Consider the following 14365-nt stretch of genomic DNA (forward strand, 5'->3'; position numbering starts at 1 on the left):
AAACAAAAATAGTTATCAACTACAAAAAGTCAAAAAATGATAATTATTGTCATTTAGCTTTCATGGCGTTGCTCATGCCTACGCCAACAAAAGCGTTATTATTTTTTAACTTCTCCATAATTCTCATGTGATTAGTGAAAAAGTAGGCTAAAGTTTGGATATATAAGTAAGTAAAGATGTGTGTTTGTGTGCCGTGACAAGTTAATATCGCAAGCTTATAGTCACAAACATAAATATTGTGTTAAATTAACGATTTGAACCCTCGGTTTAACCAAACGGACTTACCTACTTGTGGAAAATGCTATTACGTAGCTAGCATACGCTTAAGTAGTCAGGAGACAGTTATATATAAACAATTTTAATTCAAAGGCTTAATTCATGTATCGTTGCTTTGCGCTCATTCTACTTTTGTGCTTTACAGCCATGCTGCAAGGTAAAGCTTTTGCGCAAAATAAAGGTAATACAATTAACCGACTGTCAACGGAAGAAGGGCTATCACAGGCCAGTATCAGTGGCATCGTGCAGGACAAGCATGGCTATGTTTGGATTGGTACCCAGTTAGGCCTTAACCGATATGACGGTAACAATATCACTTTGGTTAAAAGCCAGTTTAATCTAGCAACCAAACACATTTCCTACATCACGCTTGTTGACGCTGATTTACTGCTAGTATCAACTGCCTTTAGTGGCGCTTACTTGGTCAACGTCAATACTTTAGAGGTCGAACAAGTTTATTCTGGCAGATTAGTCACTAATTCTAACGCCTTTTCCGAAATCACCGCCGCGTTCAAAATCGGTAACATGCTATACGCAGGTATAGACAATTTTTTATACAAGATTGATTTAAACAACAAACGCTCCACCTTGGTGACAAGTTTTGAAAAACACAGTTATGTTCGAACCATCGTACGACTTGATAAGGCGTTACTGATAGGCACCAATCAGGGCTTTTTCACCTATAATTTTGAATCCCGGCTATTAGTTGAGCAACAGTTTTTGCCCAAGCAACAGCGCAATAGCCTGAATAGCAATGTGAAACTGCTAAAATTTGATCCAGCAATCGGATTACTTGTTGGCACTGTGCAAGGGTTGTATAGCATCCCTATCATTAACAAAACCCTACAATTAGAATCGGCTTATACCCTTGTACCAGAATTAAATATCTGGGACCACGTAGTGACGCCGTACGGCGAGCTAATAGCAACCGAGCGTGGCGTTTATACCGTAGACAGAAAACGCCAGTCTGCCAGTTTACTGCTATCACTAAAAGATAGTAAGTTCGCGCTAGCACAAAGTAACGTTATTGACTTGATGTTTGATACCTATGGCAATATATGGATGGCAACACTCAATCAGGGGGCATATTACTGGCCGTTAACTTCACTTCGTTTTAAGACATTAAAAGCTGAGAATAAAGCATTCATAAACCACAACATCTGGTCTATTTATGAACAGAGCGAAAATCAGATCTGGGTAGGTACTGATAATGGTTTGCTTCTGTTCAACGGCTTACAAGACACCAATCCCAAACACTACTATAAAAACACTGACCCTAAAGCCGCCTACGCGACTAATGCGATATACAAAACCATCGCTTTAAATCATATTGATGACAACGTTTTGTTTGTAGAAACTTTGTCTGGCCTACGCGTATTGAACAAAACTGACGATACCATTAGCCTGCCCCCCGTTAACAAGCAACAAGAAAGCCCATTTGTAAGCTTGAACTGGGGAGCGGCTTCGGTCAGTAAAAATGAAATTGCATTCGTCAGTAGTGAAGGCTTTTTCGTCTACGATGCACTTAATAAAAGTGTTCGCCCCTTAGTAGATCTAACACAAAAGCTAGAAGTAGACAGCGCTTACAAGTTTCTCCCTCCTCTGCCATCACGTCAGGGGGAGTATGTACTCAGTACAGAGCGCAGCTTGATCAGTTACAATGAGCGTAGTGGCGAGTTAACCGTTATTTACCAATTCGATCAGCAAGACGCGGAGCGATTTTCCGTGATCGATCACTGGGTCTATACCGAAGACGGTACACTATGGCTTGCCAGTTCAGTTGATGGCGTGATTGCACTAGACGAGCAAAGTTTGACGCTCAAATATAAGGTAAAAATTGCTGACGGTTCTGAACCTCAATCTGCATATCAACTCATTGCTGATAACTTCGGTTACCTATGGATTAGCAGTCAGTCCGGCTTGTATCGACTCAATATCAGCAACAGACAATTGCAAAAATTCGACGCCAGCCATGGTTTACCGAATAGCGAGTTTAACGCTGGAGCGAGTACTATCTTGGACTCCGGCCTAATGGCATTTGGTACCATCAATGGCGTAGTTTGGTTTTCTCCCGCTGATTTTCTTGAAAACAACTTATCAAAAGCCGAATTGGCAATAACAGACATCAACTTGATGTCTCGTAGTATTGACTTCTATCCAACATTCCTTGAAACCCAGCCGCTTGTTCTTAACCACGACGACCTGGGCTTGAAGATTATGTTTAGCAATTTTGATTTTTCTAATCAGTTCGTTTTTCACTACCGCGCAAAACTAACAGGCCCAACCTCAATAGAATTTAGTAACTTGAACTCTAATTATCTATTTTTCAATCACTTAAAACCAGGTAAGTACACCCTACTGATTGAGCAACTCACACTTGGTAATCAACAGATAAAAGATGCTATTACCTTATCTTTTAATGTTGAACACTCATTATTCAACTCGCCACTTGCTTGGACTTTTTACGCCTTATCTATACTCAGCGTAGTCTTGCTTTGGCTCAAGCAAAACAATAAAAAGCAACGCACGATCAAAGCGGCGCTTAACGAAATGACCATCAGCAAGCAGCAAACTGAAATGGCACTTAATACGACCCGAAGTGGCATATGGCAAGTAGATCTCACATCAAAAACGGTTAAACAGCGCAGAAACTTTGACTGTTTACCCATGACCGCCGACACCGAGGTAGCAATACTTAATGACTACTTTGAACGCGTCCACCCAGATGATAAAGAGCATTTACAACGAGTTTGGAAACAGTTTATTACTTCTCCAACAGATAAGCAGCTGTCTTTAACCTACCGCGTCAAAGGCATCGATGAGCCTTGGCTTTGGTATCATGACATCGGGCAGGTACAAAGCTATGATGAAAAGGGCAAAGTCAAAGACATCATGGGGATTTATACCAACATTACCGAGCAAAAAGCGACAGATCTACGGGCTACAATTCTTGGTGAAGCCTTTAGTCAGGTCAGTGATTGGATCCTTATTCTAGACGTAGATTTACACCCATTATCGGTAAACGCAAGTTTTTGTCACGCTTTTGAACTTGATGAAGAGAGTGCCGTGAAAGACCTTTCTTTCAAAAAGTTTACCAAAGTGGTTGGTTATAAAAAACTCAACAATTTGCTTAAACGAATTAAAAAACTAGGACCAAATCACCATATTAGGCAAGAACTAACGGTGAAAACTTCGCATCAGGACGCGCATCCGATCCACTTGAGCATTAATGCGATTTCTAAAAATAATCGTCAAATCGAACACTATGTAATCGTGATCTCTGACCTTACAGAGCAAAAGCAGGCTGAAAGTGAGCTGCGGTATTTGGCGAATTTTGATGCGCTTACTAAGTTGCCGAATCGCAACCTAATGCTACAACACATCGAGTTTGCGCTACATCACGCACAGTCGTCAGAGCGAAGTTGTGCTTTACTATTCATTGATTTAGACAAATTTAAGCCGATTAATGATGCCTACGGACACCATACGGGAGATCAGCTTCTAATCAAGATCACGGAGCGGATCAACCATGTACTCCCCGCAAACTGTGTATTAGGCCGCCAAAGTGGTGATGAATTTATTGTGCTGGTTAAAGATGTTCGCTCACCTCACAAACTAAGTGAACTGGCGACGAGACTACTCTACAGCCTGCCTAAAAAGATTGAGATCGGCGGTATTACAATGAGTATTTCGGCAAGTATTGGTGTGGCAATGTATCCTTTTGACGCAAAAACACCAGAAATGCTGATCCGTAACGCAGACATAGCTATGATCCATGCAAAACAAGCTGGCAGAAACGGATTTAAGTTTTTCACAACACAAATGAATACCCAGTTTTCACGTAAACTCACCTTGGAAAATGCACTAAAAACTGCGTATCGAGATGAGCAGATTTATAACCATTACCAACCTATTGTAAATATCATGAGTGGCAGAGTCATAGGTGTTGAGTTGTTGATGCGCTGGCAATATGAAGGTGAAAACGTTTCTCCGATGGATTTTATTCCAATCTCTGAAGAGGTTGGTTTAATTGAATTAATGACCGAACAAGCCCTTAAAAGAGCATTGCGTGAGCTACGAGAGTTTATCGAACGTGACAGTGAGTTTTATTTATCACTTAACCTCTCTCCCGTCCATATTCTAAAATCTGATGTTGCTCAGAACCTAGTCAATATTCTCAACTCTTTTAATTTGAGTACCAGTGTGCTGCGGCTTGAAATCACCGAAAGCTCACTTATGGAAGATACTGATAAGGCAAAACGGTCTTTAAGAGCGCTAAAACGAGCAGGGTTTGTTTTACTGTTGGACGATTTTGGAACAGGCTACTCATCTTTAACCTACCTCAATCAATTCCCGATTGATATTATCAAGATTGACCAAGGGTTTGTCAGAAAGATGGACAGTCTAAACAGTAATAAGTCTATAATACGCACCATCTACTTACTCGCCGAAAGTTTGCAAATGTCCTGTATCGCAGAAGGGGTAGAAAATACCGAGCAGCTGGCATTTTTAAAGGAGCTTGGTTGTTTTTACATGCAGGGATACTACTTTTCAAAACCTGTTGGAGCTGAAGAGCTTGCTCAGGTTATAGAGCAGATTTAACGAATAGGTTTGCTAGGTAACCTCAACTACACAGAAGAGAATTGTTCCAATAAGGCTATTTTGCACACTATCTTTACTTGCAATAGCGTGCTATTACTTCGCAAAAACGCCTTAATGTTGAACAAAAGATCATCTTTGGATGTGAAACCGCAGAGGTTAATTAATGTGTGACAGTGCTTCTGCAATCGCTTGATACAAAGTGTCTTTTTCAATAGGTTTAGCAACAAAGTTATCCATCCCCACTCGTAGGCACTTGAGGCGATCCTCACTGTATGCGTTGGCAGTAATGGCGATAATATAAGGTTTACCATATATATTCGGCTCCTTTCTTATCTGTTCGGTACATTCATACCCATCCATGTTTGGCATCTGACAATCCATTAAAACAATATCTGCACTGTGCTCTTTTAAAAATGATAGGGCTTCAACCCCATCCATGGTTTTATGTAAAATACACTGTGTGTCTTGCAATGCCTTCTCAAGTACAACCTGATTTACGATATTATCTTCGACTATCAAAACTGATGTATTACTTAAATCAGGCACATGCACTAATGCGTCTGTCTCTAGGGGGAGCTGGGCCACAGCTGCGGGTATTCTCAAAGTAAAACAACTGCCCTCACCCTTCACGCTGTCAACTTCCAATTTCCCCCCCATCAACTCAGCTAAACGCTGTGAGATAGTTAGCCCAAGCCCTGTTCCCCCATAACGGCGGGTGGTAGACACATCCAACTGGGTAAACTCATTGAACAATAGCTTTTGCTGGTTGGGTGATATACCAATACCTGTATCTTTAATACTCACTATCAAATGATTATCTTGGTAATCCACCAATAGTGATACAGCTCCTTCCTCTGTAAATTTACCGGCGTTATGAAGTAAATTATTGACGATTTGATTGACTCTTAGAGAGTCAATCAACAAACATGGCGGCAGCTTGGAAGATAGTTGATACTCGAACATAACCTGCTGTTTTAGCCCTGCTTGCTCAAATAGCGTCGCTATCGTATCAAATAGCTTAAATACATCTGTTGCATGCAAATCAAGAGCTAGTGCACCTGCTTCAATTTTGGAGTAATCTAAAATGTCATTGAGGATCAGCAACAGATTCTGCGCCGAAGTATGAACAATTTCGAGCTGTTTTAATGTTTCCTCGTCGCCTTTTTTCTGCTCAACAAGGATCCCCGTTAGTCCAATAATACCGTTCATAGGTGTGCGGATCTCATGGCTCATATTTGCTAAAAAGCGGCTTTTGGCTTTATTGGCATTGTTTGCAGCGGCAACAGCAGCCAGTAACTCTTCTGTTTTTTCATTAACTTGCTGTTCTAACTCGCGGTTAAAGTTTGTCAGCTTTTTATTAAGTTCTTCATTTTCACTGTTGGCTCGCTGTAACTTTGAAAAGTTCATATTGAGTTTAAAGGCAAGCTGATTAAAGTGTTGTTGCAAAGTAATTACTTCTAAGCAACTGGCGTGCTCGCCTGCGGAGTTACGTAACAAAGAACTGGGTTCAAAGTGATTAATATCTTCACTCAATGCCGCAATAGGTCTTACTAAATAACGAGAAAGCTGACTGACAAATATACTACTTAACACAATAATCACTAATGCTAGTACTAAGGACTTTCCCCATGCTGATGCAGCAGCAAAACGAATATGATGACCTTCAAGTAGTGTTACCACCGTCCAGTTTAAACCCTCAATTTTACTCGCAAAACGGTATAGGACCTTACCTTGAGGGTCGGTATAAGTGGAGTTAGTGTCATCCAACCAAGCGTCTAATACATCTGTCGGCAAAATATCCAATGCTTTGTAAGACGCCAATGAGCTGTATACCACTTGGTTGGTGTTATCTAGTAATATCAAATCACCACTATTTACTAGAATTTTTGGTCTGAACCGAGCGAATGAGTCGAAAATAAGAGAAGCTTCAACAATCCCATCAAACTGGCCGTCGTTAAATAAAGGCGCTGAAATTGCAATGATAAGGTCACTGCCAAAGCCACGCCCTGTTAACATAGGAGAGATATATCCATTTGGATAAAATGGAGCCTGTACAAAGTACTCCCTATCTACAACAGACAACGCTTCTTCCATACGGTTATTTTTAAAAACACTGGGATAGAAAGTATCAACCATCCCCTTTGCATTAGCAGAAATAGCTGTGCGTAAATCTGGCTGTAACTCAATTAAGGTTCTAAGTGCTACCTGCTTGTCTAGGCCCTGTTCGACGTTTTGTGCAATGCCCACAACCGAGCGCCGATAGCCTTTAAGATAATCACTAAGCTGCACGCTAATGTTTTTCGCTGAACCTTGTAGCTGTTCTTTAACTTCATATTCAATACGACTATTACTATTGTTCGTCAACACGATTGAAGTTATCAGCACCACCAAAACAATTAGAAGACTAATGGTGTAATTGAGAATTGCATTGAGTGGCTGTGTACGCCACAAGTGGCGTATGAAGAAAAAACTGAGTAAATCTACAATCGCCAGATATAACGCCGCATTAATAAAATACTTTGCTAATGCAGTGATAACCACCAAGTTGGGCAAACTTAAAATGTAATAGCCAAAAATGAGTAATATCGGGATCCCGAACACTAACCAAAAACCCAACCCCCGAATGAAAAAAGGCTTTCCCTTTCTCACACACAATGTTTGCAACCAAATCACTTCGAGCACAAATACCAAAGAAGGCCAACAATGGCCCCAGCGATAGAAGATAAACCCAGCCCCAATGGCGGCGCAAACCAGCGCATAGCGCCAGCCAAATAGCATTAAAGTTAATAAAACAAAAAGTTGACCAAAAAGAAACTCTGAGGAGTCTAAAAAGAAAAACGGCAATAAGTTAGCTAAACCACCTGATATTCCCAGAAGGACGGTCATTATCAATGGCATATATTTGTGAAGATAATTAGGCACAGAAAATTCCCAGAGCTACTACCCTACTAAAGGTAAAAGAAAACCCACCATTTGCCAACCTATTACGACGTTTTTACTAGTTTATTTGTGGTACTTGGGCACATTTGAATAACACAACTGCTCGCCCGCGTAAGGGTCACTTCCTTAGTGATCTGGACATTGATGACTTTCTATTTGTAGAACGCATTGTTCAACGTTGAATTTGCTTCTAAGTAACTTTTCCACCGTTACTCTACATAACGCGTCATGCTGCTCTATCGTACAGTGATGTTTCAATACAATATGCGCTCCTACAGCCAACTGCCCTTCTAGCTTGCTCACCGTGATATTGTGCACGCTTTCAACATGCTCTGCACCTGATATTGCTTTTTCCAATGCAGATATCTTAGGTAGTTTTTTCTCAACAAAGAATAGACCTACCACACAACTGCGTATCACCTTGACGCCGGTTACCAGTACAAATACCGAGATCAGCAAGCTGGAAATGATGTCAATTAATTCCCACCCTGTAACATAAATGAGTACACCTGCAATGAACGTCGATACTGTGGAGAGCAAGTCAAAAAATGAGTGTAAAAACACCGCATATACATTAATGCTGTCTTTTCTGCCTTTGTATAATATCCACGTTGATAGGCCATGAAAAAGGAAGCCAATTGCAGCAATCACAGACATTAAGTATGAGTTAACTTCTAACTGATGCCCTTCAGTGTGGTGAAAAAACCGCTCGGAGCCTTCTATTATGATCAGTACTGAGATAGCTAGGTAGAGTAACCCATTGATTAGTCCGCCGATATATTCTGCTTTTTTATAGCCATCGTTAAACGTCTTAGCCAAGTACACCGCGATACTGGACGCAATAACCGCAATAAATAATGAACTGTTGTGCACAAAAAGATGCCCAGCATCAGCAAGTACAGCTAAAGAGTTAGCATAGTATGCACCAAACAACTGGATAACCATGAATGAGCAAGTGATTGCTAATGCAATCAGCAATCTTCTACGAGAAGCTTGGTGAGTTGTGATGTCAGTCATCTACAGGGGGAAAACCTTAAAAATTGATATGCACCGAGGTCGGTAATGATATAAAATCACAATTGTAGCGACTTTTGCATCGCAGCGCATCAAAAACCTAATAGATCACGGCTTTTTCCTTCATTTAGGCTAATACTTAACCACAATTGTCTAATGGCAAAACTCCCACATCACTTTATCCGCAACTTCACGCAACACTTTAATATCGTCGTCATCGAAATTACGAGGCTCAATGTCGATCAGACACAGTGTTCCTAGTGCACTACCATTATTATGTATCAATGGTGCTCCAGCATAAAACCGTATATACGGTGGGCCAGTTACCAGCGGGTTATCCTTAAAGCGTTCATCCTTAAGCGCATTGGGTACAACAAAGACATCAGGGCCCAAAATAGCGTGACCACAAAATGATACATCTCTAGATGTTTCACATGCCTCAAGCCCAACTTTAGACTTAAACCACTGCCTATCGCTGTCAACCAAGCTAATTAGAGCAACAGGTACACAAAATACATGTGCCACAAACTCAGTTAAACGGTCTAATTGTGGGTCAGGCTCTGAATCCAGCAACCCCAATTCATTAAGTGTTTGAATTCGCAACGGTTCGGTTTTAGGTTTTTGCGGCTTTTTCATAACGGTGTTTGATAGCAATTTATTAACCTTGTTCTATAGTAGTTTATTAAACTGGCTATGTTCTACTCCTATGCTAAAAAAGATCAAAAAGTTACTTTGCTTTATTGCCTTATTTGGTTGCTTTTTAACACTTGACCACCTTCTAAGTCTTTATGATGAAGCAAAACTTGCTCATATCGCCCACACACAAGTTGTTTTTAGTAGCGAACAACAACTACTGGTAGGGCAACTTGTCTTTTCCTTGCAACGAGAGCGAGGAACTAGCTTAATTTTTTATGCACAAAAAGATCTAAGCCGTTTTGAAGTACTCAATCAATATAAAAAAGATACCGACCAACGCTTAACACAAGCGACCCACTACTTTAGTGAGCAGAAGGTTACTACACATTTACAAGGTCCTATCACAGCATTAAACAGTGCACCAAAAATGCTGGCAAAGCTAAGAGCTCAAGCACTTAACAAGGAAATCACGGAGCGTGAGCTATTCCAGCGTTATACTAAGCTAATTGATTCACTGCTTAGTACCCAATTGACCATATTGCAAAGTGGTATAAATGCGACAAAAGACACTAAAAGCAGCGACTTTTCTGGCTATTTGAATTTGCTCTATAGCATAGAATATGCCGGTAAACTAAGAGCTAATGTTGGACGTTATTTAAATGCCCCCCATCAAAAAAGTGCAACAAAAATTGCGAATATCTTGTACTTACATGCTAATCACAACCATTTGCTGCAAACAGTCTCTACCAACGAAAAGCTAAGAAACGCTATTTTGGCGCTCTTAAACACCACAGAAAAAGGTCTCATTGACGGGATAATTGAGCGCTTTCAAACAACAGGTAACGCAAAATTAGAGACGTCAAACTGGTGGCTCATTAGTACCGATTATATTAATCAATTGATTGAATTATCAGATTCTATTGCGCAGCAACACTTGCATAGCGCCACCCAAAATAAAGCAAGCTCTCAGCACCACCTGGTCTTGCTCACATTTGCTATCGCGACGTTAGCGCTGCTCATCACTGTTATTTTGTACAAAGCATGGGGGATTATGATGAGCCACAAAGATGGTCAAAACCTCCCTTTGAGTTACTGGCAGTTAGCACTTATTTTCGTTACTTTTATACTCGTTATATTAGTGACGCATCGTTTTAGCCAACGTATCTTAAACGATGACTTAAATACTCAATTAGCGGGTGAGCTTAGAAGCAATGCTATCCACACCTTACAAAGTGCAAAAGAAGTCTGGTACAAGCCCGTTAAAATACGATTAACAGAAGCTCAAGCATATTTGTCTAAAGTATCCGACAATGAGTTGAACAATAATACAACGCTCCAGACATATCTGAGCGCCAATAACCTAGCCATATATGACCTTAGTAAACAAGCTTGGCTAATCAACGGTAGCGATAGCTTAGATGTTGCTAAACAGCAAGCAGAATCCAAATTACAGCTCGCCAAACAAGGAAAGATTGTTTCAACAACGGTTTTACTGAACGACACGCTGAGCGCACATTTTACAACCACCGCCGTAAGTCAAAACGGCACCCGTCCCTACTTGATATGGTATTCACAAAGCGATTTTACGTCGCTCAAAACACTCTTAAAGTCACCTTTTTTGTCATCGGACTCGACCTCATTTTATTTTGACAAACGCCATATTGTTACCAGTTTTCATGAATATACAAGCCTTTGGTTTGAAAAGAACTTCTCTAACAACCACACTTCGCTCACACAATTGGGCACGCAAATGTTGCAACCGTATGACAACTTTATAGGTAAAAGTGTGTTAGGCGTATTTGCCTGGGATAATGAATTAGGTATTGGGATAGGATCAGAGCGAAAAATTTCTGCAATAAATTCGCTGGTAGACAATGTACAGAATGAGTTCACTATACAATTAGTTATGCTCTTATTGCTAAGCAGTGGTGCATTATTTGCCGCTTTTAGAGTACAAAATAGAGCAATTGAAAAACTTAGCCAGTCTGAGCAACAACTAGAGAAAGACAAAATTCAACTCAACATAGCTCAGCAGATCGCCAATATGGGTTCTTGGGAATGGCAGTTTGGTCAAAGAGACGTATTGATTTCAAATGAACTGGCAAATATGCTCAACCCATCCATCGATGTACAAACATGCTCTTTGAGAAGTTTATTACGCTTCCTAACAGCACATAGCCGTAAGGCCCTGTTCCAAGAGCTTAAAAAACATCATGAACTGCAACCAATCAAGATGCAGCTCACCACCCAAAACCTAATCGACATCACTCATATTGGGCTTGCGGCAAATTGGCAGGTGGTTCACAGCCCCCAAGAAAATGGACGTAGCCACACAACCAACACCTTAGTTGGAATAGTTAAAAATGTCACCCGTATGGTCAAAGAGCAACATCATCAACAACAACAGCAAGTAGCACTTAGAGCAGCAAGAGAGGCTGCTTTGAGGAAGATGGAAGAGGCTGAGTTACAACGCAAAGCACTTGAATCTTCATTGGCGAAAAACAAGAAAACTGAAAAACTGCTACAAGAAACGATCGATAGTATCCCAGCTTTCATTTTGCTCCTTGATTCAAAAGCAAAAATTAAGCTTGTTAATCAGTATGGGTTTAAATCGCAACATACGGATCAGCTTCACGCGGGGCTATTTTTGAATACACTTTTTCGCGTGGGCGATAGCTGCCTAGATGCTATAAATTCATTACCACTGAAACAAAAACGTCCACTGCTAGATGCAGTCAATGCTGCTCAATATCAAGATAACTATGTCAAAGAGCTTGAATGTGAATACAACGTTGATGGGATCACTCTTTGGTATGAAGTAATCATAACCACACTTGAAACTGATAATGACAAAGCTATTTTGTTGTACCAACACGACATTACACAACGGAAAAAAAATTCCACTCTTTTAGAAGAAGCCAAGGCTAAAGCCGAGCTGGCAAGCGATGCCAAATCTCGTTTTCTTGCAACAATGAGTCATGAAATCCGTACGCCCATGAATGGCGTTGTCGGCATGTTGGACCTGCTGCATCAAAGCCCACTTAGTCAGGAACAAAACCACCTGACATCAGTCGCAAAAAACTCCGCTTTAATGCTGCTTAGAATAATCAATGACATTCTAGACTTTTCTAAGATAGAAGCTGGCAAAATGGCCATAGACAAAGTGGCGTTTAATTGGCGTAACTTAGTCAAAGAAATTGCCGAGTTGCTCTCTCATCAGGTGAAAGAAAAAAACCTACAATTGTACTTTATGTTTGACCCAGAGCTTAGTTATTGGCAGTTAGGAGATCCCATAAGAATTAGACAGATCTTACTCAACCTGATTGGCAATGCGATTAAGTTCACGAAAACAACTTCCAGTAAAATTGGCGTTATCGAAATACAAGTAGGCCGCATAAGTGATAAGCAAAATCAGCTACAGATCAGCGTAAAAGACAACGGTAAAGGTATGACAGATGAGCAACAAACAAGGTTATTTCAGCCTTTCACACAAGCTGATAGCACTATTCATCAACAATTTGGCGGAACTGGGTTAGGATTGTCAATCACCCAAAAGCTCGTAGCAATGATGCAAGGACATATCAAATGCCAAAGCCAAGAAAACGTCGGCAGCACATTCTCTGTAGAGCTGCCTTACCAAAGCCATGAAGTCAATCAAGATGCATCGGAAATAGAAATTCGCTTTAACAACACAAAAGTTTACATATTAGGCGATGATGATGTGTTCGAGCAGGATCTGCGTGCCAATCTAATAGCCCATGGAGCGGAATGTCAAATAGACAGCTGGGTGAATGTAAACAACAGCAAAATCAACTCACTCGATGTCAACTACATCATAGTAACGTTAGAACGTTATCAGCAAATCGTCACCTCAGACTATCAATTTCAGCCTAAGCATGACAACACGGTATACATCATTCTTGTTGGCGATAACTTCACCATCCCACTACCAAAAGAAAGCTGTTTTGAACCTATCTTCTACAACCCTTACTATAGTTTTAAAATCATTGAGCAGCTCGCTGTTAGAGAAGGCATTATAAGCCCTGAAGTTAAACTTGAACCTGTCGCGACACTTAACCAGCTTGAACTACCCAGTATTGAGCAAGCACAATTTAACAATCAGCTGATCTTGATAATTGAAGACAATGCTTACAATCAAGAGGTGTTTAGGCGTCAGTTAAGCTTATTGGGATACCAATGCATGATAGCTGAACATGGAGCGATGGCATTGGAGTTTTTAGAGAGTTACTCATTCGCTCTGATCATTACAGACTGTCATATGCCAGTCATGGACGGCTATACATTTACCAGAGAGTTTCGTCAGCTAGAAAAACAAAACCAGCTAACCAAAGAAACCCCCATCATCGCAGCGACCGCAAACGCACTCAGTGGCGAGCGCAACAAATGTTTACAAGCTGGCATGAGCGACTACATCTCCAAGCCAATTGAGCTGACAAAGTTAAAGCAAATTATTCATAAGTGGATGTCCTGTGTAGCATCGAGCACAGAGCCTGAGCACATCATAAATCATCATGATGACACCCAACACAACAAGCTTATTGACTTTGGGCAGCTAAGCGAGTTTGTGGGTGACGATAAAAGCACACAGCACCAGTTTTTGGAAAGTTTCATGTCTGACTCATCAGCACTGATGAAGTCGCTCGCTGAACAACTGTCTGACATTAGCCAAGTTCAAAGTTTTGCACATCAGTTAAAATCCTCAGCCAAAGCAGTGGGCGCCGCTAAATTAGCCAAGAGTTATCACGAGCTGGAAGCCGCTGCCAAGGATAAAAGCCAAGATAGAATCGATAGCTTGTTCCCACAATGTATTTCCCTGTTTAATGCAGTATGTTCTGAAATAACATCTATACTAAATTCTAGTGATTAGCTCCTGTTC

General features: G+C 40.7%; 5 protein-coding genes. 2 read left to right on the plus strand and 3 right to left on the minus strand.

Annotated features, from left to right (window positions below):
• Nucleotides 1-378 precede the first annotated feature (378 nt).
• Nucleotides 379-4878: an EAL domain-containing protein gene (locus BET10_RS01635; RefSeq protein WP_070983078.1), complete on the plus strand. Its 4500-nt coding sequence runs from the start codon at nucleotides 379-381 to the stop codon at nucleotides 4876-4878.
• Nucleotides 4879-5034: 156 nt separating this feature from the next.
• On the opposite strand, the gene BET10_RS01640 is transcribed toward BET10_RS01635, so the two are convergent.
• The 3 genes from BET10_RS01640 to BET10_RS01650 all read right to left on the minus strand — a co-directional run bounded on the left by BET10_RS01640 (nucleotide 5035) and on the right by BET10_RS01650 (nucleotide 9468).
• Complete coding sequence (locus BET10_RS01640) at nucleotides 5035-7764, minus strand: hybrid sensor histidine kinase/response regulator (protein ID WP_240503615.1); 2730 nt, start codon at nucleotides 7762-7764, stop codon at nucleotides 5035-5037.
• 180 nt (nucleotides 7765-7944) lie between these two features.
• Entirely contained in the window at nucleotides 7945-8835 is an 891-nt protein-coding gene (locus BET10_RS01645) for a cation diffusion facilitator family transporter (protein ID WP_070983080.1), read from the minus strand.
• A gap of 150 nt (nucleotides 8836-8985) precedes the next feature.
• Entirely contained in the window at nucleotides 8986-9468 is a 483-nt protein-coding gene (locus tag BET10_RS01650) for a GAF domain-containing protein (protein ID WP_070983081.1), read from the minus strand.
• Between the two features lie 70 nt (nucleotides 9469-9538).
• Here BET10_RS01650 and BET10_RS01655 point away from each other — a divergent pair, with 70 nt between their 5' ends.
• Entirely contained in the window at nucleotides 9539-14356 is a 4818-nt protein-coding gene (locus BET10_RS01655) for an ATP-binding protein (protein ID WP_070983082.1), read from the plus strand.
• Nucleotides 14357-14365: the final 9 nt, after the last annotated feature.

Source organism: Pseudoalteromonas amylolytica (assembly GCF_001854605.1).
Taxonomy (GTDB): domain Bacteria; phylum Pseudomonadota; class Gammaproteobacteria; order Enterobacterales; family Alteromonadaceae; genus Pseudoalteromonas; species Pseudoalteromonas amylolytica.